This window comes from Streptomyces californicus (assembly GCF_000717645.1).
Lineage (GTDB): Bacteria > Actinomycetota > Actinomycetes > Streptomycetales > Streptomycetaceae > Streptomyces > Streptomyces californicus.
Genome location: NZ_JNZZ01000020.1, coordinates 86,414 through 112,396 on the forward strand (window position 1 = coordinate 86,414; position 25,983 = coordinate 112,396).

24 protein-coding genes are annotated in these 25,983 nt (G+C 70.8%); 14 read left to right on the forward strand and 10 right to left on the reverse strand.

What is annotated here, in order from left to right:
* The first annotated feature begins 91 nt into the window (after positions 1-91).
* Positions 92-1,711 carry a DUF445 domain-containing protein gene (locus IF19_RS0126040; RefSeq protein ID WP_234313254.1) on the forward strand — a complete coding sequence of 540 codons (1,620 nt, stop codon included), beginning with the start codon at positions 92-94 and terminating at the stop codon, positions 1,709-1,711.
* 193 nt (positions 1,712-1,904) lie between these two features.
* Here IF19_RS0126040 and IF19_RS0126045 read toward each other — a convergent pair whose 3' ends face one another.
* Positions 1,905-2,207: a hypothetical protein gene (locus IF19_RS0126045; protein WP_030120195.1), complete on the reverse strand. Its 303-nt coding sequence runs from the start codon at positions 2,205-2,207 to the stop codon at positions 1,905-1,907.
* Positions 2,208-2,364: 157 nt separating this feature from the next.
* Here IF19_RS0126045 and IF19_RS0126050 point away from each other — a divergent pair, with 157 nt between their 5' ends.
* From IF19_RS0126050 to IF19_RS0126085, 8 genes are all read left to right on the forward strand, one after another.
* On the forward strand, positions 2,365-3,261 hold the full coding sequence (locus IF19_RS0126050) for an alpha/beta fold hydrolase (RefSeq protein ID WP_234313255.1): 897 nt from the start codon (positions 2,365-2,367) through the stop codon (positions 3,259-3,261).
* 196 nt (positions 3,262-3,457) lie between these two features.
* Positions 3,458-3,952: a hypothetical protein gene (locus IF19_RS0126055; RefSeq protein ID WP_097900642.1), complete on the forward strand. Its 495-nt coding sequence runs from the start codon at positions 3,458-3,460 to the stop codon at positions 3,950-3,952.
* A gap of 761 nt (positions 3,953-4,713) precedes the next feature.
* Positions 4,714-5,697 carry a TauD/TfdA family dioxygenase gene (locus IF19_RS0126060; protein WP_223857922.1) on the forward strand — a complete coding sequence of 328 codons (984 nt, stop codon included), beginning with the start codon at positions 4,714-4,716 and terminating at the stop codon, positions 5,695-5,697.
* Between the two features lie 60 nt (positions 5,698-5,757).
* A complete protein-coding gene (locus IF19_RS0126065) occupies positions 5,758-6,525 on the forward strand; it encodes a sulfite exporter TauE/SafE family protein (protein WP_030113194.1) in 768 nt (255 codons plus the stop codon).
* Positions 6,526-6,572: 47 nt separating this feature from the next.
* Complete coding sequence (locus IF19_RS0126070; protein ID WP_030113193.1) at positions 6,573-7,670, forward strand: alpha-hydroxy acid oxidase; 1,098 nt, start codon at positions 6,573-6,575, stop codon at positions 7,668-7,670.
* A gap of 201 nt (positions 7,671-7,871) precedes the next feature.
* Positions 7,872-9,014 carry an aminotransferase-like domain-containing protein gene (locus tag IF19_RS0126075; RefSeq protein WP_234313256.1) on the forward strand — a complete coding sequence of 381 codons (1,143 nt, stop codon included), beginning with the start codon at positions 7,872-7,874 and terminating at the stop codon, positions 9,012-9,014.
* Positions 9,015-9,085: 71 nt separating this feature from the next.
* Positions 9,086-10,567 carry a benzoate/H(+) symporter BenE family transporter gene (locus IF19_RS0126080; protein ID WP_078580828.1) on the forward strand — a complete coding sequence of 494 codons (1,482 nt, stop codon included), beginning with the start codon at positions 9,086-9,088 and terminating at the stop codon, positions 10,565-10,567.
* Positions 10,568-10,804: 237 nt separating this feature from the next.
* On the forward strand, positions 10,805-11,881 hold the full coding sequence (locus IF19_RS0126085) for a hypothetical protein (RefSeq protein WP_030113190.1): 1,077 nt from the start codon (positions 10,805-10,807) through the stop codon (positions 11,879-11,881).
* Between the two features lie 177 nt (positions 11,882-12,058).
* Here IF19_RS0126085 and IF19_RS0126090 read toward each other — a convergent pair whose 3' ends face one another.
* The 3 genes from IF19_RS0126090 to IF19_RS0126105 all read right to left on the reverse strand — a co-directional run bounded on the left by IF19_RS0126090 (position 12,059) and on the right by IF19_RS0126105 (position 15,572).
* Positions 12,059-12,544 (reverse strand): Ig-like domain-containing protein, encoded by a 486-nt coding sequence (locus IF19_RS0126090; protein ID WP_050493969.1) that lies wholly within the window; start codon positions 12,542-12,544, stop codon positions 12,059-12,061.
* Between the two features lie 133 nt (positions 12,545-12,677).
* Positions 12,678-13,232 (reverse strand): hypothetical protein, encoded by a 555-nt coding sequence (locus tag IF19_RS0126095; RefSeq protein ID WP_030113188.1) that lies wholly within the window; start codon positions 13,230-13,232, stop codon positions 12,678-12,680.
* A gap of 1,434 nt (positions 13,233-14,666) precedes the next feature.
* On the reverse strand, positions 14,667-15,572 hold the full coding sequence (locus tag IF19_RS0126105; protein ID WP_030113185.1) for an endonuclease/exonuclease/phosphatase family protein: 906 nt from the start codon (positions 15,570-15,572) through the stop codon (positions 14,667-14,669).
* Positions 15,573-15,796: 224 nt separating this feature from the next.
* On the opposite strand from IF19_RS0126105, the gene IF19_RS0126110 reads away from it, so the two are divergent.
* Together IF19_RS0126110 and IF19_RS0126115 are read left to right on the forward strand one after the other, a co-directional pair.
* Positions 15,797-16,288 (forward strand): DUF2975 domain-containing protein, encoded by a 492-nt coding sequence (locus IF19_RS0126110; RefSeq protein ID WP_030113184.1) that lies wholly within the window; start codon positions 15,797-15,799, stop codon positions 16,286-16,288.
* Positions 16,288-16,563, forward strand: coding sequence for a helix-turn-helix domain-containing protein (locus tag IF19_RS0126115; RefSeq protein WP_030113183.1), 276 nt, complete (start codon positions 16,288-16,290; stop codon positions 16,561-16,563). Before IF19_RS0126110 ends, IF19_RS0126115 begins: the two co-directional genes overlap by 1 nt.
* A gap of 103 nt (positions 16,564-16,666) precedes the next feature.
* Here IF19_RS0126115 and IF19_RS0126120 read toward each other — a convergent pair whose 3' ends face one another.
* From IF19_RS0126120 to IF19_RS1000000138465, 4 genes are all read right to left on the reverse strand, one after another.
* Positions 16,667-17,284: a hypothetical protein gene (locus IF19_RS0126120; RefSeq protein WP_136975148.1), complete on the reverse strand. Its 618-nt coding sequence runs from the start codon at positions 17,282-17,284 to the stop codon at positions 16,667-16,669.
* A 49-nt stretch (positions 17,285-17,333) separates the two neighbouring features.
* The gene (locus IF19_RS0126125; protein ID WP_030113181.1) at positions 17,334-17,783 is read right to left on the reverse strand and encodes a hypothetical protein; all 450 of its coding nucleotides are present in this window, start codon (positions 17,781-17,783) and stop codon (positions 17,334-17,336) included.
* Positions 17,784-17,874: 91 nt separating this feature from the next.
* Positions 17,875-18,117 carry a DUF397 domain-containing protein gene (locus IF19_RS0126130; protein ID WP_030113180.1) on the reverse strand — a complete coding sequence of 81 codons (243 nt, stop codon included), beginning with the start codon at positions 18,115-18,117 and terminating at the stop codon, positions 17,875-17,877.
* A 165-nt stretch (positions 18,118-18,282) separates the two neighbouring features.
* Positions 18,283-18,486 carry a hypothetical protein gene (locus IF19_RS1000000138465; RefSeq protein WP_078580829.1) on the reverse strand — a complete coding sequence of 68 codons (204 nt, stop codon included), beginning with the start codon at positions 18,484-18,486 and terminating at the stop codon, positions 18,283-18,285.
* Between the two features lie 153 nt (positions 18,487-18,639).
* Here IF19_RS1000000138465 and IF19_RS0126135 point away from each other — a divergent pair, with 153 nt between their 5' ends.
* Both IF19_RS0126135 and IF19_RS0126140 read left to right on the forward strand, forming a co-directional pair.
* The gene (locus IF19_RS0126135) at positions 18,640-19,389 is read left to right on the forward strand and encodes a DUF6879 family protein (RefSeq protein ID WP_030113179.1); all 750 of its coding nucleotides are present in this window, start codon (positions 18,640-18,642) and stop codon (positions 19,387-19,389) included.
* A 25-nt stretch (positions 19,390-19,414) separates the two neighbouring features.
* A complete protein-coding gene (locus IF19_RS0126140) occupies positions 19,415-20,263 on the forward strand; it encodes a helix-turn-helix domain-containing protein (protein WP_030113178.1) in 849 nt (282 codons plus the stop codon).
* Positions 20,264-20,458: 195 nt separating this feature from the next.
* Here the strand turns inward: IF19_RS0126140 and IF19_RS0126145 are convergent, their stop codons facing one another.
* Both IF19_RS0126145 and IF19_RS0126150 read right to left on the reverse strand, forming a co-directional pair.
* Positions 20,459-23,596 (reverse strand): DEAD/DEAH box helicase, encoded by a 3,138-nt coding sequence (locus tag IF19_RS0126145; protein WP_030113177.1) that lies wholly within the window; start codon positions 23,594-23,596, stop codon positions 20,459-20,461.
* Positions 23,597-23,737: 141 nt separating this feature from the next.
* Positions 23,738-24,745 carry an SEC-C domain-containing protein gene (locus IF19_RS0126150; protein WP_030113176.1) on the reverse strand — a complete coding sequence of 336 codons (1,008 nt, stop codon included), beginning with the start codon at positions 24,743-24,745 and terminating at the stop codon, positions 23,738-23,740.
* Positions 24,746-25,206: 461 nt separating this feature from the next.
* Here IF19_RS0126150 and IF19_RS0126155 point away from each other — a divergent pair, with 461 nt between their 5' ends.
* Complete coding sequence (locus IF19_RS0126155) at positions 25,207-25,977, forward strand: class E sortase (protein WP_030113175.1); 771 nt, start codon at positions 25,207-25,209, stop codon at positions 25,975-25,977.
* Positions 25,978-25,983: the final 6 nt, after the last annotated feature.

Sequence of the window (25,983 nt, forward strand, 5' to 3'; positions counted from 1 at the left end):
CGTCGGGAACTCGACATGCGGGCCGGGAGTAGGTGAGGCAGGGACAATGCGTACGGCACGGGGGCGAGACGTACGCGGACGGGTGGAGCGGATGGAACGGACCGGATCCGGCGGGCAGGGCGAGGACGGCCACGCGGCAGGCGGCGGGGCCGGGGACGAGACGGGCGACGAGGCCGGCAACGGGGCCGGGAACGAGGGCGAGGGCGCGGTGCGGAACGGGGAGCGGTCGCAGGAGCCGTCGGAGGGCACGCCGGGGCGTGCGCCGGAGCTGGGGCCGGGCACGGGCTCGGCCGGTGATCCTGAGAGGGAAGGTGAGCCCGTGCGGGCCGGTGGGCCTGACGCGGCCATGGGGTCCGGTCCCGGCTCGGGGCCCGCGGCGGGGTTCGGCGCGTTCGGGCGGCGGCCCGAGGGCGGCGGGGCGTCGGCGCGCGGCGCGGGGCCGCTGGCCTCGTTCGCGTACACCGCCGCCGACGAGGAGAAGCAGCGCGGCGTACGGCGCATGAAGCTCACGGCCACCGGCCTCCTTCTGTTCGTCGCGGTCGTCTACGTCCTGGCCACCTGGGCGAAGAGCTCAGGTGTGGGGGGCTGGCCGGGCTACGTCGCGGCGGCTGCCGAGGCGGGGATGGTGGGCGCGCTGGCGGACTGGTTCGCCGTGACTGCGCTGTTCCGGCGCCCGCTCGGCCTGCCCATCCCGCACACCGCCATCATCCCCACCAAGAAGGATCAGCTGGGACAGTCCCTCGGTTCCTTCGTTGGCGAGAACTTTCTGTCCGGAGAGGTCATTCGTGACCGAATTCACGCGTTGGGCGTCGGCAGGAGGCTCGGTGTGTGGCTCGCGGAGCCCGCGCACGCCGACCGGGTCACCGCCGAGCTGGCGACGGCCCTGCGCGGCGCGCTGACGGTCCTTCGGGACTCCGACGTGCAGGCGGTGGTGGGCGAGGCCATCACCCGCCGGGCGAACGCGATGGAGGTCGGGCCGGGGCTCGGCGCGATGCTGGAGAAGGTCGTGACGGACGGCGGCCACCGCAAGGTCGTCGACCTCGTCTGCGCGCGGGCGCACGACTGGCTGGTGGAGCACGGCGACTCGGTGATGAACGCGGTGCAGGGCGGGGCGCCCGGCTGGACCCCGCGGTTCGTGGACAAGCGGGTGGGGGAGCGGGTCTACAAGGAGCTGCTGCGGTTCGTCACGGAGATGCGGGACATGCCGGAGCACCCGGCGCGCGGCTCCATCGACACGTTCCTGACCGACTTCGCCGCCGACCTCCAGAACGACGCCGACACCCGGGCCCGGGTCGAGCGGCTGAAGTCGGAGATCCTGGGCCGGGGCGAGGTCCAGGACGTCATCGCCTCGGTCTGGTCCTCCGTCCGCACCATGATCCTCTCGGCCGCGGAGGACGAGCGCAGCGAACTGCGGCTGCGGGCGCGCGCGTCGCTCATGTCGCTGGGCGCGCGGCTGGCGGGCGACGAGCGGCTCCAGGGCAAGCTGGACGGCTGGCTGGAGGACGCGGCGGTGTACGTGGTGACGACGTACCGCGCGGAGATCGTGTCGCTGATCAGCGACACGGTCGCGAGCTGGGACGCGGACCAGACCTCGAAGAAGATCGAGGCGCACATCGGGCGCGATCTCCAGTTCATCCGGATCAACGGCACGGTGGTCGGCGCGCTGGCGGGCCTGGCGATCTACACGGTGTCGCACGCGCTGGGAGGATGAGGAGCGGGCACCCACCGGGGCTGAGGGACGGTAGCCCACCGGGGCCGAGGCGGGTCGGACCGGTGCCCCGCGCGCGGTCTGCCGTGCGCGGGTCGGCCCGGCGCCGGGCCGCCTGCGCCTTGCTTCGTACGCGGCTCCGCCCGGTGCCGGGCCGTCCGCGTCTTCCTTCGTACGCGGCTCGGCCCGGCGGGGGTCAGTCGGCGCGGCGGGTGACGGCCCAGGAGGCGGCGGCCATGCCGCTCGCCACGGCGAACACGGCGGGCCAGGCACCGGTCTTCTTCGCGAGCGGGTGCGATCCGGCGAAGGCCGCGACGTAGGCGGCGGTCAGCCCGGCGGCGGCCCGGGGGCCCGCCTGGCGGTTCCACTCGTACGCGGCGAGGGAGCCGGCCGCCGCGAGTGCCGCGCCGCCGAGCGGCCGCTTCCCGGTCCACCGGGCGACGCCGTATCCCCCGATGAGCCCGCTCGCCGCCACCACCGCCGCCGGTACCTTCGCCATCCCCGCCACCATCGCCTTCCGTGAACCGAGCCGTTCGCGGCCGTTGAGGCCGTGAGACGTCCGAGGCTAGCGTTCGGGGCGACGCGGCCGGCGGGCGGGACGGCCGTACGACGGTGGGAGCAGGGGGTACGGGGTGGGTACGGCGAGGACGCGCACGGTGACGGTCGAGGTGCGCGGCGGCGGAGCGGGAGACAGGGCCGGGAGCGGTACGGAGGACGGGACGGCGGGCGAGTCGGGGAGCGGTGCTGGAGGCGGGACGGACGGCGGTGCCGGGAGGGGCCGGGCCCGTCCCGTACGGCTCGTCTGCACCGACCACGGCGGGGACGGCCCGCCGCTGCTCCTGCTGCACGGGCTGGCCGGCCACCGCGGCGAGTGGGACGCGTTGGCGGCCCGGTTCTCCGCCACCCACCGGGTCGTCGCGTTCGACGCGCGCGGCAGCGGGGAGAGCACCCGTCGGCCCGGGGACGTGACGCGGGCGGCGCACGTACGGGACGTCCTGGCGGTCGCGCGCCGGTTCGGTCTGGCCGGACAGGACACGGTGCTGGCCGGCCAGTCGATGGGCGGTCTCACCGCGCTGCTGACGGCGGCCGCGCACCCCGAGGTGTGCCGGGCGCTGGTCCTCGTCGAGGCGGGCCCGGCGGGGCCGAGCCCCGGCCTCCCGGAGCAGATCGGGGCGTGGCTCGACTCCTGGCCGGTGCCGTTCCCGGACGCGGCGGCGGCCGAGGCGTTCTTCGGCGGTGGGCCGGCGGGCCGGGCGTGGGCCGCCGGACTCGTACCGGGTCCCGGCGGACTGCACCCCCGTGTCGACCGTGACGTGATGGTGGCCACGGTCCAGGAGAACGCGCGGCGGCACTACTGGGACGCGTGGGACCGGGTGCGCTGCCCGGTCCTGGTCGTACGGGGCGGGAACGGCACGATGAAGGCGGACGAGGCGGACCGGATGCGTGCCCGGCACCCCGCGACGCGGATCGCCGTGGTCCCGGGCGCGGGCCACGACGTCCACCTGGACAACACGGCGGCGCTGTACGGGGAGATGGCGGCCTTTCTCACGTGAGGGCAGGTCGCGACGGGTGGCGCGTGTATGGTCTGCACCTTCCGACGAGGGGGGCTTCATGCTGTTCCGTGAGACTGCTGGGACGAACGCGGGCCGTGCTGCGGCTGACGGTGGTACGGACGTCCGGCCCGATGGCCGTGGCCGTACGTACCGGTCGGCCCGAACGGGGCTGCGCGCGGGCGTTGTTGTCGCGGCCGTGGCCGCCGCGCTGGTGTCGTGCACGCAGGCGTCGAGCGGCGGCGGTCCCGGCGCGGATGTGCCGGGTACGTCGGCGGAGCCGGCCGCTGACCGGGCCCGGGGTGCGGAGAGCGCCGGGGACGCGGACCGGGCCGGGCGGGAGGCGCCCACGCGGGAGGACACCGCCGTGCCCTCACCCGAACCGGCCCTGGTCCGGGACGCCTTCGCGACGCTCCAGGCGACCCTGGGCGAGACCTGTACGCCGGGCGCGGGCGACTGCGCCTACTTCCTCGGCCGGGTCACCCAGGAACTCACCGAACTGGACGCGTCGATGCGGGCGGACAGCAAGGGGCCCGGCCACTTCGCGAAGCCGCTCGCCGACATGAAGGCCCTGTTCGCCACCCTGGGCGAGGACCGTACCGAGGCGCATCTGGAGAAGCACTTCTCCGCGATCGTCGGCACCCGCGACGGCATCAACACCTGGATGCAGGACCACCCCGACGACTACCGCTGACCGGGTCCGGGCGACCCGGGTCCGGGCGACCCGGGTTCGGGACCACAGACCTGGGCGGCACCGGGCCCGGGACCACAGACCTGGGCGACACCGGGTCCGGGCGACATCGGGCGGGGCGACATCGAGCGCGCGCCGGGCGCCACCGATCCCGGGAGCCCGGTCGGGGCGGCGTCAATCCATGGGCGACGCCGGGTCGAGCGCCCCGCCCGGCGTCATCCCGACCCGCGTCATCCCGCTCGGCCTCGTCCAACCCGGCGTCGTCCAGCCGCGCGTCACCCAGCTCGGCGTCGTCCAACCCCGCGTCATCCCGCCCGATGCGAGCGCCCCGCCCGGTTGTATGCGGTTCCCGGTCCGTACCGCGCGTTCTGTGACGGCCTTCACACGTTTCACCAGCGTTGATTCTGCCCGTCCGGATGGCGGGAAATCAGCACCGAGGGGTGCTCCCAGGGCCCCCGGAGGCAGGCTCCGAAAGGGCGTGGAGGGGCTGTTCACACTGTTCATCCGCTCGTCATCCGGGGACGTACGGGCAGCTCACACGGGTAAACAGCAAGGGGCGGCCGGGCCTGCACCCCTTACGTACCGGTCCATTGTGCCTGCTTGGGTATGAGATGACCGGTTGGGTCGATTGTTCGTGATTGCCCGAGTCGTCGGCGCGGAAGGTCACTGTCCGAAAGCGATTGTTGACGGAAAGATTCCGCCCGGGTTACGTTTCCCGGCGTAATAGCCAATGCTGCACGTGGAAATCGGTGAGAATCATGAGAATGGCTACCCAGGCTCTGAACGCATACCGATTAAGCGAGCCGGAGGCGGAGAAGCTGGGCGAGTTGTCCTCGCTCGCCGCCCACCTGTCCGACTCGGTTCCCATCGTTCTTTCGGGACTTCTCCTGGATCTCCCCGAAGGAATGCGCAAAACCATCCTCGACTTCGGTGCGGACGTGGAATCCAACGGATTCTGCCTGCTGCGCGGAGTTCCGGTCGGGGAGCTGCCCAAGACGCCCGGCACGCACGAGGCCCATATCCTCGACGGCCACCCGACCAACGGCACCCTGATGCTGGTCGCGGATCTCCTCGGTTCGCTCACCGGATATCAGGACGAGAAAGCCGGCGCCCTCTTCCACGACGTGCATCCCGTGCACGGCGAGGAGACCCGGATCGAGAACAGCGGATCGGTCGCGTTCGACTTCCACACCGAGAACGTGCACCATCCGCTCCGCCCCGACTACCTCGGTCTGCTCTGCCTGCGCCAGGACCACGAGCAGATCGCCGCGACCCGCGTCTCCTCCGTGCGCGACGCGCTGCCCCTGCTGGCCGAGGAGGAGGTGGCGGAGCTGCGGAAGCCCCAGTTCCACAGCCTGTACCCGACCTCCTTCGCCCGGAACATCCCGGGCCCCCGCCCCTCGGCCGGCCCCCACCCGGTGATCTTCGGCCCGGCGGACCGCCCGTTCATGCGCTTCAACTCGCACAACACGCAGGCCGACGACCCCCGAGCGCAGGCCGCGCTGCGGGCCCTGTCCTCGGCACTGGAGCGGGTCTGCCGCGACCTGGTGCTCGCGCCGGGCGACCTCGTCGTCCTCGACAACCACGTTGTGGTGCACGGCCGCACCGCGTTCACCCCCCGGTACGACGGCCAGGACCGCTGGCTGCGCCGCTTCTACTCGCTGCGCAGCGCCCCTCTGTGGGCCCAGCGCATGATGCGGCACCCGCGCGTGCTGCCCGCGATGACGGAGATCCGCGGGGTCGTCTGACCCTGCGGCGGCGAGAACCCGGCCCCGGGAGCCGGGGCCACGTCATGTGAATGAGGAAGAGTGGAACTGTACGAGGTGCTCGGCCTGCTCCTCGCCGCGACGGCGGCGGGCTGGGTGGATGCGGTTGTCGGAGGGGGCGGGGTCCTGCTCATCCCCGTGCTCCTGCTGTCCTTCCCCCAGTATTCGCCCGCGGTGGCCCTGGGCACGAACAAGATCGCGGCGGTCATGGGGACCGCGACCGCCGCGTACATGTACCAGCGGCGCACCACGCTGGACCGCTCGGTCCTGCTGCCCGCCGCCGGCCTCGCCGTTCCCTTCGGCGCGCTCGGCGCACTGTCCGCGTCGAGCGTCCCCACGAGTTATTTCCGCCCGGTCATCATGGGGCTGCTCATCTCGGTGGCGCTCTTCGTGGCCTTCAAGCCCAGTTTCGGCGTCCAGCAGCGCGACATCGTCGTCACCCCGCGCCGCCGCAATGCGGCGATCGTCATCGCCGGGGTCGGCATCGGTTTCTACGACGGCGTCTTCGGGCCCGGCGTCGGCACCTTCCTCATCATTTCCTTCACCACACTCCTCGCGACCCAGTTCCTGGAGAGCGCGGCCATGGCGAAAGTCATCAACGCCTCGTCCAATCTGGGAGCCCTGGCCGTCTTCGCCTGGCAGGGAAACGTCCTGTGGGCCCTCGGTCTCGGCATGGCCGTCGGAAACATCACCGGCGCCATGATCGGGTCGCGTACCGCAATGAAAAGGGGATCCGGATTCGTTCGGATCGTCCTGGTCCTCGTGGTCACCGGAATGGTGGCCAAGATGGCGTTCGACCAGTTTGCCTGACGGGCCCGCGGGCCCAAGGAAATTCATCCGACGACGGAAGAGGATCCATGGCAAGGGAATTATCCGGGCTGTTGACGCTGGACGACTACGAGCAGGCAGCCGCGTCCGTCCTCGACGCCGCCACCTGGGCGTACGTGGCGGGCGGCGCCGACACCCAGCTCACCGTCCGCGCCAACAGGGAGGCGTTCGACCAGGTCTGGCTGCGCCCCCGCGCCCTCGGCGGCACGGGCGCCAAGCCCGACACCTCGGTGACCGTGCTCGGGCGGCGGCTCGCCCTGCCCGTCCTGCTCGCCCCGACCAGCCCGCAGCGCCTCCTCCACGAGGACGCCGAGATCGCCACCGCCCGCGCGGCGGAGGCGACGGGGACCGTGTCGATCGTCAGCACCGACAGCCACTACGCGCTCTCCGACGTCACCGGAGCGGTGGGCAGCGACAGTTGGTTCCAGCTCTACGCCTACCGCTCCCGCGAGGACGTCGCCGCCACGGTCTCCCTCGCGGAGGACGCCGGCGCGACCGCGATCGTGGTCACGGTCGACGCCAGCTACGCGGCCCGCCGCATCACCACCCGCCGGGCGGGCTTCCGCACCCCGGTGCAGGTCGACTTCGGCAACCTGCGCGCCCTGGGCGTGCTGACCGGCCCGATCCCGGACGGCGCACGCATCGAACGCCTGCCCCTGACCTGGGACGACCTGGGCTGGATCCGCTCGCTGACGCAACTGCCGATCGTGGTCAAGGGCATCCTGCGGGCCGAGGACGCCGAACGCTGCATCGCCCTCGGCGCGGACGGCGTCATCGTCTCCAACCACGGCGGCCGCCAACTCGACGGCGCGGTCCCCAGCCTGGTGGCCCTGGAGCAGGTGGCGACCGCGGTCGCCGGCCGCGGGCTGGTCCTCATGGACGGCGGCATCCGCAGCGGCGTCCACGTCGTCAAGGCCCTCGCGTACGGCGCGGACGCGGTGTGCGTCGGCCGCCCCTACCTCTGGGGCCTCGGGCTGGCCGGGCAGCAGGGCGTGGAGTCGGTCCTCGACCTCCTCCGGAGCGAGATCGAGGACACGCTGCTCCAGCTCGGCGCGGACTCCGTCGCCGACATCGGCCCCGACTTCGCCCTCGACGCCCGCCGCGCCACGGGTTCGGCGGCGGGCTGACCGCCGCGCGACGGGACCGGCGGCGGGCTCACCGCCGCCCGCTGCCTCTGCCCCATCGGGGTCCCGGGGCCCGGGGTCCCGGGCCCTCTGCCCCTGCCGCACCGGCCCACCGGCGTACGGCCCACCGGCGTACGGCCCACCGGCCCCGGCCTGCCGCCCTCCCCCTCCCTCTCCGCCCTCCTCCCTCTGCAAGGAGCCTCTGTGACTGCTGTGTCCGACGCGACGTCCGCGAAAGTCCACTTCTCGCGCGGCATCCCGCCGCTCGAAGCGATCCCGTCCGCCGAGATCGCCGAACTGACCGGCTCGCTGCTCTCCGCCGAAGCCAGCCGCCTCTTCCAGTACGCGCCGATCGGCCTCCACGCCGGTGACGCCGAACTCCGGGAGCAGCTCGGGGCGTTCCACGCCGTCGACCCCGACCGGATCTTCGTCACCAACGGCTCGCTCCAGGCCCTCGACCTGCTCGCCGGCCACCTGCTCAAGGATGCGCCGCGCAAGAAGGTCCTCGCGGAGGCGCCGACGTACGACCGGGCCGTCCAGATCTTCGAGCGGCACGGCGCGCAGGTCTCCGGCATACCGCTGCGCCACGACGGCCTCGACCTGGACGTGCTGCGGGAGCGGCTGCGTACGGAGGTGCCCGCCTTCGTCTACGTGATCCCGGACTTCCAGAACCCGGCCGGGGTCACCACCAGCGAGGAGAAACGACGCGAACTCGTGGCGCTGTCGGCCGAGTTCGGCTTCACGATCCTGGAGGACATCCCGTACCGGGAACTGCGCTTCGCCGGTACGGCCCCGACACTCATCGGCGACCTTGCGGACGGGGTCGAAGGCGCGAAGGTGCTGACGATCGGCTCGCTGAGCAAGGTCGTCAGTCCCGGTCTGCGCGTCGGCTACGTCATCGCCCCGCTCGGCACGCCGAAGGACCTGGCGGCGCTCGCGGAGAGCACGTACCTCTCACCGGCCCCGCTGCTCCAGGCGGTTGCCGCGCGAGCCTTCGCGAGCGGGCTGGTCCGGCGGAACATCGACGAGGTGCGCACACTGCTGCGGCCGCGCCACGACACGGCGGTCGAGGCGGTACGGAAGGCGCTCGGCGACGCCGCGCTCTGCGTGCCCGAAGGCGGCTACTACATCAGCGTGCATCTGCCGGTGCGGACCACGGAGGAGAAGTTCCTCGCGGCGGCGGGCGCGGCGAACATCGCGCTCACGCGCGGTTCGGCCTTCTACCCGGCGGACGCGGCGCCGCCGTCCGGGACGGTGTTCCTGCGGCTGCCGTTCCAGGCCCTGAGCGCCGAGGAGTTCACCGAGGGCGTGACCCGCCTCGCGGAGGTCGCGCAACGGGCAGAGTAGGAACGCACGAGCGGCCCGGTGAACGACGTTACCGGGCCCGGGAGTTACGGAGCGGGGAGAGGGCGGCACGGATGGCCACGGCCGAGCAGGGCGCCGGGAGAGACACGACGGACGAGGCGCCCGGGACGACAGCGTCCCACCCGGCCCCGGAGCCGGCGGCCGACGCCCACCACGGCGGAGGGCCCGTAGAGGAACCAGGCGGGGCCGGGAGCGGGCCCCCGGCCGCGCCGCGCCGGCGTCTCCTGGCGGACGCCTCGCTCTCCGCCGTCCTCGCGGGCCTGATCACCGTCGTGGTCTCGTGCTCCGGCCCCCTCCTCGTCGTCCTGGCGGCCGCGGCGGCGGGCCGGCTCACCGACGCGCAGACCGCATCGTGGGTGTGGGCGGCCTGCGTGGGCAGCGGTGTGACCTGCGCCGTACTCAGCTGGTGGACGCGGATGCCGGTGATCACCGCGTTCTCGACGCCGGGGGCCGCCGTCCTCGTCGGCAGCCTCGGGGACTACACGTACCCCGAGGCCGTCGGCGCCTTCCTGGTCAGCGGCGTCCTCATGGCGCTGACCGGACTGACCGGCGTCTTCGGGCAGATCATGCGCCGCGTACCGCCCGGCATCGTGGCGGCCATGCTGGCGGGCGTGCTGTTCTCCTTCGGCGTGGACCTCTTCGCGGCCCTGGACGGCGCGCCCCTCCCGGTCCTGGCCGCGCTCGCCACCTATCTGGCGGTCAAACAGCGGTCGCCGCGCTACGCGGTGGCCTGGGCCCTGGTCGCGGCGGTGCTCGCGACCGCCGTCGCCCCCGGACTGCACGCCCCGTCCGTCGCCGTCGGGCTGACCCTCCCCGTCTTCACCGCACCGGAGTTCACGGTCTCGGCGGTGGTGGGACTGGCCGTGCCGCTGGCCGTGGTGACGATGGTCTCGCAGAACGCGCCCGGTCTCGGAGTCCTGGCGGCCTGCGGTTACCGCCCGAACGACCGGCTGCTGATCACCGCCACCGGGCTCGCCTCCACCGCCCTCGCCCCGCTGGGCGGCCACGCCGTCAACCTGGCGGCGATCACGGCCGCGATCAGCACGGGCGAGGAGTCCCACCGCGACCCCGACCGCCGCTATGTGGCCGGACTGGCGTGCGGCGTCTTCTACCTGCTGGCCGGCGTCGGCGGTGCGGCCCTCGTCGGCCTGTTCGCGGTCCTGCCGCCCCAGCTCATCGCCGTCATCGCCGGAGTGGCCCTCCTCGCCACGTTCTCCAGCAGCCTCGCGCAGGCGGTGGCGGACGAACGGGGCCGGGACGCGGCGGTGGTCACCTTCCTCACCACCGCTTCCGGCGTCACCCTCGGCGGTATCGGCTCCGCGTGCTGGGGCCTGGTCCTGGGCCTGGTGACACACCTGGCCCTGAACGCCCGACGCGACCGCCGCGACCGCGACAGCCGGAACGACCGCGACGACCGGGACACCCGACGCGACCGGGACGACCAGAGCGACCGCGACGACCGCGACACCCGAGGCGACCGGGACGACCGCGACGACCGGGACCGCGCCCGTCAGGACCGGGAGAAGACGGCGTGACGGACCCGGACGACGTCTCAGGTCACGTGGGAAGCCTGTGGGGCAGGCCGGTTCCGGCGGCGGCATTCTCGATGTGTGCGCGATAGGTCCGCAGCCACTCCTGACGCTCCGTATCCGCACCGGAGTTGGAAAGAAGCCGGCGGTTGTGGTTCACCTTTCGTACAGCCCGGAAGCGCCGCCGCCGGTATCCGAACCGGTGGACAGCGGGCGCCGACGTACGCACTCGGAAGGTCCTCCATGGCCCGCACCACCCCGCCGCGTCCCGTCGATGTCGAAGGAGTCTTCCCCGCGCTGGCCTCTCACCGGCGCACGGCCACCCGGCTGCACCCCCGGCACGGTGTGCCCGGTACGGGGGACAGCTCGGTGGCGGGGCCGCTGCTCTGGCCCGCCGGCGAACCGTGGCCGGTGTGCACCGCCGCGCACCCGAAGGGCACCGGTCACCTCCTCTCCGACGTGCGATCGCGCCGCCGGATCCAGGACGGCGCACGGGGACGGGACTTCACCGAGGATGAACAGCGCAGACTGGACGCCATGAGGGCGGCCGACCACGTTCCGGACCTCCGCGACGACGAGGCGCTGCCGATGCTGGCCGTCGCGCAGTTGTCCACGCGGGACGTCCCGGATCTGGTGGGGCCGGAGGGCAGGGACCTGCTCCAGGTCCTCTGGTGCCCGTTCGAGGCCCACGGGCCCGACCGCACGATCGACGTCGTACTGAAGTGGCGGCGCTCGGCCGATGTCACTGCCGTCCTCACGCCACAGCCCGAACCCCCGGTCGCCGGCCGTGAGGAGTGCGTTCCCACCATGTGTGTCGTGCATCCGGAGCAGGTGGTGGAGCACGAGTATCTCGGCCTGCTGGACGAAGGGCTTCAGGAAGAGGTCTCCGCATGGGAGGAGGGCCTCCTCGACGAGGACGACGCCGAGGACGGCCCCTCACCGGCGGCGAGCTACGCGACGTACGAGGAGTACGAGGCGGCGATGGCCGCAGCGCGTGCGGAGCAACCGGAAGAGATCGACTACATGAGCGACCTGTCGATCGCCCCCGGCTGGAAGGTCGGAGGCTTCGCCTCCTGGCATCTGACGGACCCCGCTCCGGTCGACTGCCAGGTGTGCGGGACAGCGATGCCGCCCCTGCTCACCGTGGACAAGTGGGAGGGCGGCGGCGCCTCGCGCGGCTGGCTGCCTCTTGAGGACCGGGATTCCGCGAACGACCCGCGGGTGCTCGCCCCGGTCGATGTCCACCTCGGCCGCGGCCTGATGCGCGTGCACACCTGCCCGACCGACCCGCTCCATCCGCACCGGCTGAGCTTCCAGTAGAACGTCCCCTCCGCCGTCAAGACGTCCGGCCCGGCCCCGGCCCCGCCCCGCTGCCGATGCCGCTGCCCGTGGCCCGGGCTCCGGAGCCGGTGCACGTGCTCGGCGGCGTAGTACACCGGTGCCGGGGCGGCCGTCATCGGCCCGGGGCCGAGGGGGCCCGCGAGGGCCGAGGCCCGGTCAGGGGGCGGGCGCGGTGACGGTGATGCGGACGACGGCGGTGGCGGCGGGAACCCGGGTGCCCTTCACCCGGACCTCGTACGTCAGCTCGTCCTTGCCGGTGTACCCGTCCCGGGCGGTGTACGTCACCGTGGCACCGGACACCGATGCGGAACCACGGGCGGGCTCCTCGTCGATGCTCAGGGTCAACTCGGCGGGGTCGTACGCGTCGAGCAGCGCCGCCCGCTCGCCGCTCTCCAGGGTGACGGAGTCGTTGTCGAGGACGTCCAGGTCGAGGCTGTCGCCCGCGTCCACGCTCTGCTGGTCGCCCATGAGTTCCAACCCCCGTTCGACGGAGCCCTTCCCGTCCTTCCCGCCCTGACCGTCCGCATCGCCGCCGTCGCCCCCGCACCCGGTCAGGACCAGAGCCAGCGCGCCCGCTCCCACCGATATCCGCACGCGGAGGGCCCCGCGCATCAACCGCCGTGACTGCTTCCTCGTCTGCATGTGCTGCCCCCAAGGCCGAACTAGGTGCGGTGGAGCAGCCGATGCTCGCAGCGCGCAGGGACGTACATCAGAGACATACGGGAAGCGAAGCGGAATTGTGATGAGAGCGTGTACAAGACGTGGAGGGCGGACCTCAGTCGGCGGACCGGGGCCGCCCCAGCAACCGGCCCTGCGCCGCCTTCAACGCGGTGAATCCCCCGCGTGCGTAGTCGGCGAGTTCCTGGCTCGGGAACGGCACGACGGACAGGTGCTGGTCGAACTGCCCCTGGGCCCATCGGGCGACGGTGATCTCGTAGCCGGACACGTGGGCGCACAACTGGAGCAGGATCGGCGGCATGTGGGGTTCGCGCAGCAGATCGGCGTGGGTGACCACGAGGTCGCGCATGGTCCGGATGTTCGGCAGGAAGACGGTCGTCACCCACAGCCGCCATTCGGCGAGTTCCTCGTCGGTGGGCGGTTCCTCGTGGTCGAAGGGTGAGCGCCCGTCGGGGCGCAGGTGGTGCTGGGCGAAGGCTTCGAAGGCGCGGCTGTTGGCTTCGGTGATGGCGAACAACGGACCGTAGAGATCGCTGAGTTGCCGGTTGACCCGCGCGAGCCGCTCGCCGCGCTGGGCGAGCCGCAACCCGTTGAGGTAGGCCGCGACGTACCCGACCAAGGCCAGAGCGATGGTGACGACCAGAGCGATCATGGGGGAATGCTACGGACGCCGGCGTGGTGTGGGGGTGATCCGGCGAACGGATCTTCGATCTGGCGATGCGTCAGATCTCTGCGATACGGTGACGATGACATCACGCTCGGTGCGCGCTCGCGCGCAAAGGGCGGCCCCCGGAGGTGCGCTAACACCCACCCGAGGGCCTACATCGCCAGTGGTCAGGAGCCACCAGAAATGCTGCGCCATGTTATCGCGCCCTCTACGGGCTGGACCAAAGCCCCGCACACGGTCGTACGCGACCGGCGGATCGACAGCAACGCGAAGATCCTCATCCTGTACGTCCAGGGCCTCCCCGAATCCGCCACGAACCGCCCGCTCGGCGAACTGGCGCGGAAGCTGGACATGAAGGGCCGCCCGTACCAGCAGGCCAAGAAGCAGTTGGTGGAGCACGGTTACGTCCACGAGTGGCGGACCCAGCGCGAGGGCGGGAAGTGGGCGACGGACCAACTGTTCACGAACACACCGCTGACGGGCGCGGAGGCCAGGGCGGTCTGGGCGAGGCTGGAGCCGGACGCGGGACGCTCACCGGGTGCGCGGTGTCCGGCGGTCGGCGGGCCGACTCCTCGGGCGGTCGGTGGCTATCAACCCGAGGAAGACCACGGTGATAAGACCACTCCCCACCCACCCTCCGAAGCGGAACGGGGGCTGCTGGCTGACCAGGGCGCCGATCTGAATCCGGTGGCGGCCCCCGACACGGGCCTGGACGCGGACCCGAGGGGAGCCCCGGTCAAGGCGGCACCGAGTCCCGAGCGGGCGGCGGAACCGAGCTCGGAGCGGACGGCGGCACCGAGCTCGGAGCGGGCGGCGGCACTGAGCCCGGGGCGAGCTGCGGCGCCAGCACCGGTACCGGCACCGGTACCGCACCCCACCGGCCAACTGGCGCGGGCCGAAAGCCTGCTGCTGTCCCTGCGCCACTCGCGCCGGGATCTGCTGCTGGGCGTCCAGGAGGCGCGCGTACTGGCGGTGGAGGCGGTGAAGTGGCTGGAGGGCGGCCTGCCGGAGGGGGATCTGCGCCAGGCGCTCCTGTCCGATCCCCCGGAGAACGGCGTGCGCTCGGCGGTCGGCTTCCTGCGTCACCGCCTGATCCAGAAGTGCCCGGTGACTCCGGCGGCCCCGGCGACGCCTCCAGCGACTCCGGCGATCCCGGCGACTCCGGCGGTCCCGCTGTCGACTCCATCTCAGCTGCCCCCGGTCAGGGAGCTGGTCAGGGAGCTGATCGCGTGCGCGGGCCCGGGGGAGGAGCATGTCTTCCGCCCGCTGGGCGACGAGCCCGAGTGCGCGGACTGCCGCAGGGCGACGGCGTACGCGAGCTGGATGGTCGCCACGGACACGTACGAGTTCCCCGACGACATGACCTGGCGGCAGCGCGTGGCGGCCGTGCACAAGGCGGACGCGCTGCGGGCCGGGCCCTCACCGCAGGGTGACGCGGGCGACGACGGGCAGGTGGTCGCTGCCGGTGGCGGGCAGGGTGCGGATGCGGCCCACGGTGGCGGAGCGGGCCATGACCTGGTCGATGCGGGCCACCGGGAAGGCGGCGGGGAAACTGAAGGCGAACCCGCTCTCGGCGACCTCCAACTGTGAGGTGAGCGGCCTCAACCCCCGGTCCTCGACGACCCCGTTGAGATCCCCGAGCAGAATCAGCGGCTCGACCCCCTCGGCCGCGACGGCCCGCCCCAGCAACGCGGCGCTCTCGTCGCGCCGTTGGGAGGAGAGCCCGCCCACGCCCACCCGGACGGAGGGCAGATGGGCGACGTACGCGGCGACGTCCCCGTACGGAGAGTGGACCACGGCCCGTACGCCACGGCTCCACTCCTCCGCGATGCTCGGGGGCTTGATGTCCACCACCTGCTCACCGCTGAGCGGGTGCTTGGACCAGAGCCCGACGGTGCCCCGGACGACGTGATGCGGATAGGCGCCGGCGAGGGCCTTCTCGTACACCGCCACCTGCGGATCCACCAGCTCCTCCAGCGCGACGAGATCGGCCCCGGACCTGATCAGCGCACGCGCGGTTCCTGCGGGATCCCGGTTCTCGTCGCTGACGTTGTGCTGCACGACGACCAACTCCCGCCCGCCGCTCGGCTCACCGGGCAGGAGCAGCCCGCCGAAGGTGTCCACCCACACGCCCACCGGCAGCAACAGGGCGACGAGGGCGACGGCGGACCGCCGCACAAGGGCGACGGCCAGCAGCACGACGACGAGGACCCCACCCCAGGGCAGAAAGGACTCGATGAGACTCCCGATCCGCCCGGGCCGGTTGGGAACCAGACGATGAAACGCCAGCACCCCACCCAGAACGACGGCGCCCCCGCCAACCACCCACCCTTGCCCCCGCCAACCGGCCTCAGGTGCCACCACCACCACCACCGCCGCCGTCGTCGCCGCACCAGGCTCTGCCCGCTTCCCCATGTCTTCCCATCCGCTCGACCCCGCTCCACAGGACGACCGACACGGCCAAGCGGGTTCCGATCGCCGGTTCATCATGGCGCGCCCTATCGAGAATCGATAGATTACTATCGTGAGTCGATGGAGGGGAATGGGTCATGGGAAAGCTGGCAGTGAGGGCGCTGCGTGCCGTGCTCGTGGTGGTGCTCGCCGGGACCGTGTTCGTGCAGGCGTTGATGCTGTGGGCGCTGATCAGCGGGAATGACCCGGAGGACGGTTCGCTCCCGCTGACCCCGCTGCGCGTGATCACGATCCTGGGCATCGGGGCGGCCCAAGTGGCCATGGTCTGCGTGTGGCGACTGGCGGCGATGGTGCGGCGCGGAACCGTGTTCTCCCACGCAGCCTTCCGCTATGTGGACGCCATCATCGGCGCGATCGTCGCGGCCGCTCTCGTATGGTTCGCGGCCACGGCCCTGAACGCACCCGGCCAGCGGGACGACCCGGGCGTCACCCTCATGATGGGCGGGGTGGGCCTGGCCATCCTGGGGGTCGCGCTCATCGTCCTCGTCCTGCGGGCGCTGCTCGCCCAGGCCGTCGCCCGCGACGCCGAAGCGGCGGAGATGCAGGCCGAGTTGGACGAGGTGATCTGATGCCGATCGTCGTCGACATCGACGTGATGCTGGCCAGGCGGAAGATGTCCGTGGGCGAACTCGCGGACCGCGTGGGGATCACCCCGGCCAACCTGGCGGTACTCAAGAACGGCCGCGCCAAGGCGGTGCGCTTCTCGACGCTGGCCGCACTCTGCGAGGTGCTCACGTGCCAGCCGGGGGACTTGCTCCGCTGGGAGGCGGAGGGCGCCGAAGGCGAGATGGATACCGAGGACGCGGCGGGTGCCGGCCGGACCGTGGGTGCCCCGGGCGAATGAACCCGTAGCTGTCGGCGGCCCCGGGGCGTACGCCGACCGGCCGAGGCCCTGGGCGCGCAGGGGCACGGGCCCCCTTCAGGTCGGCCGGTCGGAGGGTTCCGGGCTACTCCTGCGGTGGGCCGATGACGGACTGGCCGACCTGCTCCGCCAACCAGGATGCGTGTCGTAGCTCTGACCCGTCGCGATTCGCGCGGCGCACATGAACGAGAACGGTGTGGTCGCCGGAGTGCTCGTCCAGTTCCAGGCTGTGGGAGTTGAGCAGCAGCGAAACCCGGGCGCTGTTGGCTTCGCGATGGATCTCGCGATCCGGTACGTCGGGCCAGACCAAGCTGGACCACAGGATCTCGCCGATGTTCGGTCCGACCACAGCAGTGAAATCTTCCTCGATGCTGTCTGGGGGTTGGTCCAGCATGGACGCCCAGAGCGGCAGATGGGATGAGAGGAACCCTGGATCGCTGGAGAGCTCGGGCGCGTGGACACCCACGTGCAGACCCGTCGGGTCGGAAGGGTCCCGCGTCCAGTCCTCGACATCCTCTTTCCGGAACCAAGCGTCCGGCAGCGCTTCGCGTATCCGCAATACTTCTGGGACGGTGCGCAGCTCGATATCCACCGACACCTCCGCGTACTGCACGTCCCCCACTGCCACAAGCTGACGTGCCACACGCAGGGCCAGTACCGGGTCCGCAGTGCGGAAGACCGGGTACCCGATGGAGTTGGACATGCGAGCACCCTGCCAGAGCGCCATCGGGCCAAGACCTGCATTTCCTCGGTCAGGCGGGCGGGCGGGGACACGGAAGCCCCGGATGATGGTGGTTGAGGCAGCAGACCACCGAGAAGGAGATCAGGCTCTGGGACTTCGTGTAGTGCACCCAGCAGACGTCGACGCCTCGGGGGAGAGCGTCCATCGCGTACACGATCTTGTCTTTCAGGGAGATGTGGGCGCGGCCGCCGCCGTCCCTGTCGGCGGGCGGATTCGCCTCGTACGTGTTCTGCAGCCAGGTGACGGCGCCCGCCACACGAGTCCAGGTGCGCTCCGCCGAGGTCTGGTCCCGCCGCAGGAGCCAGTGCCCGGTCATGAGGGGCGGCAGCGTCGAGGCGACGAACGCGCGGGTCTGTTCGGAGTCGGGTTCCGCACCTGGACGGCGTAGGGCCTCCCGGCCGTACGCGTTCCTGCTACCGGTCCACGGACCGTATCCGTGCCAGTGCCCTGACCAGGCCATCTGCGCCCTTCATTCGGGGAGGCGGGCCGGCCCGGAGAACGTCCCGGTCCGGCCCTCTGCGTGGTGTTTCGTGCTCAGGAAGAGAGGCAGGCTAGAGCGCCAGACCCCGGGTCCTGACCCACCCGGTGGCGAAGACGTCGAGCTCGCTCCCGGTGAAGCGCAGCTCCTTGCCGGCGCCCTCGGGCTTGCTGTCGCGGATGACGAAGGAGGCATCCGTGCCGGGGAGTGCGGCGAGGCTCACGCAGGTCTCGTGAGGGCCACCCGCGTTGCCCCCGCAGAAGTCGGAGAAGGCGTCGGCCGTGGGGGCCGACAGGGCGTAGAGGTTCCCGTCCATGGGAAAGTCCCTTCCGGTGCTGGTGTCGCGGAGATTCGTTCTCCGAACCGTCGTGCTCCTGCACCCGCCCGGCTGCCGACCGTCCATGGAGACAGCCGGGCGGGGGTCTGTGGCTGCGGCAGGCGGCGCGGAAGTCACGGCCGGTGCTTCTCGCCGTGTTCCGCCTCAGTGCCCCTGAGGGTGCCGCCGCAGCAGCACGTTGCAGTCGGACACCGTGGTCATGTCACCGACTGCGCTGGCCCGGTCTCGTACGGCCGAGAGTTCTGCGCAACCCGCACAGCCCTCCTCTGCTGAGGGATCGGAGAGATCGCCTTCCGCGCGTAGCGAGAGCGCCACGGGAGGCATGCTGTGCCTGGTCGGTTCGGTCATGCCGTTCATGGTCGGGCGACCGGTCCGATGGCCATGGCTGCTATTCGCGAATATTCTCGTGCGCGGCCCGGTGATCCCTCGACATGCACGCGGACCAGCGGACAACCTTGGAGCAGCGAACGGAGAATCCTCCGAGGTGAGAGGCGGCTGGTTATGGCACGTCAGTTACGGTTCAACGGCACGGGTAGTGGCGGAACGGGGTGCCCCTCCGTCCATGAGGACACGGAGAGCGGAGAAGTCATCGTTCACGGGCCGCCGTTGACCGACCCCACCGACATCGCCCAATTGCGCCACCTCTCCGAAGGTGAGGTGGCGGTAGTCGTGCCACGTGAGCTGCTGGTGGACTGGACGCCGAAGAACGCGACTCGGCAGGCCCGGATCATCGACCTGGACGAGTTTGAGGGGCTGTTCCGGACGTTCAGCCACTCGGCCTGGCGATTGGAGACCCGGCGACGCTACGCCAGTGACGAAGCCACGGACACTTACCGCCAGTTCGTCGAGACCGGCCGAGTCGAATGGGACGAGAACGATCCGTACTGCGAGCTGATCCGGTCCCAGACCGCACAGGGCAAACGTGTCGGACGAGTGAGGATCGTCGATCAGCCCCCGACCACGGGACAGCTCTACCTCCTGAACAACGCCAAGCGGAACAGCCGTCTGGGGGAGGACATTCGCAACCTGTGGCGCGCTGACGCCGATCGCCTCCAACTACCGGCTGAGGATCTCTGGTTGTTCGACAGCCGACTTGCCGCCAGGCTGCGATTCGACGACGGTGACCACCTCGTAGACGTCGAGTTGATCACTGAGCCGGCCGAGATCGTCCGGTACTCCGTCATCCGTGACGCGGCATGGCATCACGCCGTACCGCACGAAGATCTCGCGGCGAAGCTGAGCAGCGGGTAAGGGCAGAAGGAGCAGATACGTACCGGTGAGCACTGATTTTCAGAAGGCTCGTGAGGATCTGGGGCGACGGTTGAGGACGCTCCGAACGGAGAGCCCTCGCGGCCCTCTCACCGGTACCGCTCTGAGTGCCTCCCTCGGCTGGGCGCAGAGCAAAGTGAGCAAGCTGGAGAACGGCCGCCAGACACCTACCGCGGAAGACCTCCGGGCGTGGGCCGACGCCACCGGCCACCCCGGAGCCTATGACGAGCTGCACGGACGGCTGAAGGGCTTCGAGTCGCACATCCGGTCGTGGCGGCGGCAGCTCTCGTCCGGTCACCGCCCGGTGCAGGAGACGTGGAACGAGGTGACGGCGGCGGCCCGCGTACTGCACGTGTGGGACTCCTTCGCCGTCAACGGTCTGCTGCAGACCCCGGACTACGCGCGGCATGTGTTCGAGAGCTACGCGACGCTCCAGAACTCCCCCTGCGACACCGAGGACGCGGTCCGGGCCCGCATGGAACGCCAGCGTTGGCTGTACCAGCCCGGCCGGCTTCTCAACCTCCTGATGTGGGAGGGCGCGCTACGGGCGAAGGTGTGCCCTCCCGAGGTCCTGGCCGGGCAGTTGGACCGCCTGCTGGGCGTCATCGGCATGGACACCGTCCGGCTGGGGATCGTGCCGATGAGCGCCGCTCTGCGTGTTCCTCCCGCCAACGCCTTCTGGATTGTCGGTGAGCGCCTGGTGATCACGGAGGACTGGCATGCGGAACTCTGGTTGGACGGCTCCGACACGGTCGCCTTGTACCGGCGGGTATGGGAATCCCTCTGCGCTTCAGCCGTGTTCGGTACCGAGGCGCAGCACGTCATCGCCCGGACCCGGCAGGCGATGGTTGCGTAGAGCTGCGGCCCCTCCCGCGGTTTCGCCTAGGGGGAGGGGCGGGCCGCGGGGGTGAAGGATCAGGTGCGCATCCCGTGGCAGCGGCCCCGCCTGAGGGAGCCGTGCCTCACGGAACCGGCGCTTCGGTGGCCGCCACCTCCTCCCCCCCCCACATCCGCGAAGGTGGGGTGACTGCGGCACCTCGCGCTGAGGTAGTCAGCCGGCGGCGATTGCCGAGTAGGTCAACACGTCGGCCGGGATCTGATGGAAGAGCTTCCACTCGATCGCCATCGGGTTGCTGCCCGTGTGCTTGACGTACTCCGCCGGCCCCAGAAGCATCCACGGCTGAGGTCCGCCGATATCCGTCTGCTTGTATCGGCGGACGAAGAGCAAGACGTGTGTGCCCTTCTCCTTGTGGGTCTGGTAGCGGACACCGGTGGGCGAGCGCTCCGAGGTCTGGTTCTGCGACTCCCAGTGGAACAAGGAGTCATTGAGGGCGTAGTCCTTGTAGCGCGTCTCCGGTGAGAAGTCCTTCTCGTCCTTCTCCAGCGTGACGAGCAGGGCATCGGTCTGGATGTTCTCGCACCACTTCACGCCTTCGCGGAAGTGCCCGGGCTTCTGGCCATCCACTGAGACTTGGCCCAGTGCGGGGAGAAGTTCTTCACGGCTGTACGAAGCATGGATGGTCAGCGGGATGCCAGCGTGCGCTCCGAGGAGCGGCACGGGTACGTGGTCGGTCTGCTGCAGCACATGAGCAAGCACCTGGCACAACTCGTCCCGGAACGCGTGCTGGTGGCGCAGTGAGTCCAGTCCAGCTTGGTAGCTCGGGAAGTCTCCACCCAGCGGCCAGAGAGAGAAGAAGAACATGCGGGCGTAGCCCTGTTCCTGCTCGCTGAGCTCGCCATAGGGAGGAGCGTCATCGGCCAGCAACTTGCTGTACGCCGCAACCCGCAGCGGGTCATCGACGTGCAGGAAGGCCGAGACCCGCTTGAGGAGGGGCGACTCCCCCTCAGGGCCGACCGCGTCCAGGAGCTTCGCTCGCCGCAAGAGGCCGGTCCACGAGTTGCCGTTGCCTCGGTAGAGCTCCTTGAGCTCCCGGCCGCTCTCCTTGAGGAAGTCCGCAAGGCGGGGTTCGGCATAGGAGGCGACTTCGCGGGCCAACTGCGTCACGTTGACCGCGATCTGCGCGCGGATGTTGCCAATGATCAGGTCCTTGGCCTTCGTCTCCAGGATGATCTGGCAGCCGGAAGGAAGCTGAGGAAAGTCCTGCTCGATGCTGTCGAGGAGGCGGTTGCGCGTCAGATTCGTCAGCGCGCGGAACTGTTCTTCGAACCGGAACTCCTTACGGTGCTGGCCGATGAAGTCCAAGACGGTGAGGACCGCCTTGTCTTCGGTACGACGCAATCCCCGCCCCAACTGCTGGAGGAAGACTGTGGCACTGGAGGTGGGGCGGAGTAGGAGCAAGGTGTCGACGTCGGGAATGTCGAGTCCCTCGTTGAACAGGTCTACGGAGAAGATGACTTGAAGTGCTCCCGAGCGCAGGTCATCCAGCGCTGCCTTGCGGTCGGGTGCTGGCGTCTCACCGGAGAGGGCGACTGCGTTGAGGCCTGCCCGTCGGAAGAAGTCGGCCATGAAGTGTGCGTGCGCGACCGACACGCAGAATCCCAGGGCGCGCATCGAGTCGGGGTCGGTGACCTTGTCCTTCACCGCTTGCACGACGAGCCGAGCCCGTGCGTCGTTGCCTGTGAACAGGTTGCTCAGCGCTGTCGAGTCGTAGGCTCCACGCTTCCATGTGACAGCACTCATGTCCGTGTTGTCGGTGACGCCGAAGTAGTGGAACGGGCTGAGGAGTTCGTTCTCCAGCGCCTCCCAAAGCCGCATCTCCGCGGCGATGCGACCGCCGAAGAACTCGTCCTGGATGTTCGAGCCATCCATGCGTTCCGGGGTCGCCGTCAGCCCCAAGAGCTCCCGGGGCTGGAAATGATCGATGATCTTGCGATACGTGGGTGACGTGCCGTGATGAAACTCGTCGATCACGATGACGTCGAAGTGATCCGGGGCGATGTGGTCCAGAGCCTGCGTCGTGAGCGATTGGACGCTGGCGAACACGTGGGTCCACCGGTTGGGGATCTCGCCGCTGAACAACAACTCACCGAAGTTCGCATCGATGAGAACGTTCTGGTAGACGCGCAAGGACTGCTCCAGGATCTCCTTGCGATGCGCCACGAAAAGCAGGCGCGGATCGCGGCCGAGAGTCTGACGCAGATGCTTGTAGTCCAGCGCCGCCATGACGGTCTTTCCGGTACCCGTTGCTGCGACGAGAAGATTGCGGTGTCGGTCGTGCACCGTGCGCTCGACTTCGAGGCGTTCGAGCATGTCCCGCTGGTGCGGGTACGGGCGTACCTCCAGGCCGGAAAGGGTGAGGTTCGTAGATCCGGGGCGACCACTTCCACCGGCGCGGGACAGGGCATCGTCCAGCCGCTGGGCATCTCTTTCCGGGTCGTACGACTCGAAAGCCGGCTCACTCCAGTAGGCGTCGAAGGTCGCCTCGAACTTGCGGATCACCGATGGCGTTGCGACTGAGGAGAGGCGGACGTTCCATTCGAGACCGTCCAAGAGCGCAGCCTTGGAGAGGTTCGAACTGCCGACGTATGCCGTGTCGAATCCGCTGGCGCGGCGGAAGAGCCATGCCTTGGCGTGGAGGCGTGTCGAGCGAAGCTCGTAGTTGACCTTGACCTGGGCGCCGAAGTCCCGCACCAGCCGGTCCAAGGCGCGGCGCTCGGTGGCGCCGATGTAGGTGGTTGTCAGAACGCGGATGGGAACGCCGCGCTCGCGCGCCGCGTGAAGGGACTTTTCGAGGACGCGTAGGCCGTGCCATTTGACGAAGGCGCAGAGGAGGTCGACGCGGTCAGCAGTGGCCAGCTCAGCGCGCAGTTCGAAGCCGAGGCTGGGGTCCTCCGGGGAGTTCGTGATCAACGCCGTTTCGGACAGTGGCGTTGCCGGACGTATGGCGTAGACGCCTGGTGCCTCCTGCTCGGCCACTGCCAGCAGTTTCCGCGGCCCATCGGTGACGAGATCGATCCACTCTGCGGCACCCTCGATCGTATTGAGCGATTCGAGGATGTGGTTGGCCGCAACTACCTGCTCGGTAGGGGTGAGGCCCTCGAAGACCCGCCGCACTGTAGTGCCGATATGGCGGGCAAGTACATGGGGCGCTGACTCTTTGCCCACCGAGGAGTCGATGGAGTGCCAACCGGCGTAATCCAATTGCTTCATCCGCTCGGCAAGCCGATGGGTGATGAGCGACTCGTAAAGCCCTGCAACTGGCGCATCGCCCGAAATGTCGTTCGCCATGCCCCGACCCCCCTTATCTGACAGCGTTCTGCATAGGTAGTTGTATCAAGCAGTGCTGACAGCCAACGCCTGGGGAGAAGCGGTAGGGGGCGCCCGCGGTCCGCGGACGCCCCCACCGAATGCGGGTGGACGGGCTGGATCTCATTCCGCCCCGTGGCACCCGCCGTACGTCTCGCCCGAACCGCACCAGCAGGTGGCTGTGCGGGACGGGGGCCAGGGGGTGGCGCGGCCTCGGGCGGCGAGGGTGGTGGCGTACTGGGGGAGCAGGTCCGGGGTGGCCGGGGGTGTGGCCTCCGAGGCGGCGAACGCCTCGTACGAGGGGACCGTGCCCGTCACGATGCCCAGGTTCGGGGCGCCCGCCGCGTGGAGGTCGCGGAGTGCGGCCTCCACGTGGTTCAGGTGGGTGGCGTGGTCCACGTATTCCTCGGTCAACTCCGGGTACGCCGTGAGCAGTTCGCGCAGCTCGTCGGCCGGCCAGTGCAGGACCGCCACCGGGAACGGGCGGGACAGCGCCGTACGGTACGTGCCCAGCTCCGCGCGGAGGCGGGCGATCTCGGCCTGCAGCTCGGCCGGGTCCGAGGAGCCCAGCGACCACAGGCGCTTCGGGTCGTGTAGCTCGTCCAGGGGCACCGGCGCCGTGTGCAGCACGCCGGCCAGCTCGTCCCACGCGTCGTGGTCCAGGCCCATCAGCCTGCGCACCCGGTGGCGGCCGGTCAGCAGGGACTGCGTGGCGTACGGGACCTCCTCGCCCGGGGCCAGCAGCAGCGTCAGCGCCGTGGAGAAGAAGTCGTGCGCCGACTCCAGCTCGTCGTGCGCCTCCAGGGTCTCCGCGGCGATCTGCCAGGGTGCGGCGGAGAGCGGGCCGGCCGCGCGGATTCCGTCGATGATCGCCCTGGCCTCGGCCTCGTGGCCGTACTCCCAGAGGTTCGCCGCTTTGAGGGCCTTGATCAGGTGCGGGTTCTCGGCGCCGGCCTCGGGGGCGGCGAGCAGGTCGTCGTAGAGCGTGCTCGCGCGGGCGCGGTCGCCCGCGAGTTCGAGGTGGGCCGCGGCCTGGAGGACCAGCGGTTCGCGGTCCTCGGGGTACTGCGCCGCGGTGCGGAGCAGACGCTCGGCTTCGGTGGTGTGGTCGGCAGGCGTGTCGGGGCGCATGGACCACACGGTACTGCCGCCCGGTGACGGCCGGGAGGAGAGGTCGGGGCAGGAGAAGCGGGAGAACTCTGGAGAGTTGTGGAGTTTGCCCCTATCGTGCCCGCCGCACGCTGTGTTCGGGGGCGTGCGTCCTGTGCCGGGGCGTGTGCGTTGTGTCCGGAGCGTGCGTGCTGTGTCCGGGCGTGCGCCTGCGCCGGGCGTGTGCGCTGTGCTCGTGTGCCGTGGCGTGCGCGCCGTGCCGGGGGCGCGCGCCCCTGGGCGGAGAGCGGAGGAGGGGGCCCATGCGGGTGCGTGGAACGGTGCGGAGGCGGGTCCCTCCGGGTGCCCGCTCGACCCGCCCGGCCCTTCGACTTCGCCAGTTCCGCCAGTTCCGCCTGCTCCGCCAGTTCCATCCGACCCGCCGGCCCCGCCTGCTCCGCCAGCCCCGCCCGGCCCGTCCGCCTCGTCAGTTCCGCCCGCCGCTGCCGCGCGGTGGTGCGGCGCGGCTCCTCGCCCGCGGGCTGTGGGGAGCCGCCGAACTCGTCGTGACCCTCGGTCTCGTGCTGCTGCTCCTCGTCGCCCACCAGCTCTGGTGGACCAACCGCGAGGCCCGCGCCGAGGCCGGGCGTACGGTCCAGAGCCTCCAGCGGGAGTGGGACGAGGCGCCGGCCGCCGAGGACACCGCCCCGGACGGGAGCCCCCGCCCGTCCGGCACCGGTCGCGCCCCGGCCCCTTCGCCCGCCGCGATCGCGCCGCCGGACCCCGCGACCGGACCGCCCCCCGCCCGCGCCGCCCCCCACTGGGACCAGGCGTACGCCGTCCTGCGCATCCCGCGCATCGGGCTCACCGCGCCGGTCGCCGAGGGCGTCAGCAAGGGCGGGGTGCTCGACCGCGGGTACGTCGGGCACTACACCCGTACCGCACAGGCCGGGCGGGCCGGGAACTTCGCGCTCGCCGGACACCGGAACACCCACGGCGAACCCTTCCGCCGCATCGACCGGCTCCGCCGCGGCGACCGGATCACCGTCGAGACCCGGGACGCCGTCTACACGTACACCGTCGGCAAACGCCTCGCGCGGACCGCGCCCTCCGACAGCGGGGTCATCGCGCCCGTGCCGCGCAGCAACGTCACGCCCTCCGTCGGGTACGGCGCACCGGGCTACTACCTCACCCTGACCACCTGCACCCCCGAATTCAGCTCCCGCTTCCGCCTCGTCGTCTGGGCCGAGCTCACCGCCATGCGCCCCCGGTGAGCCGCG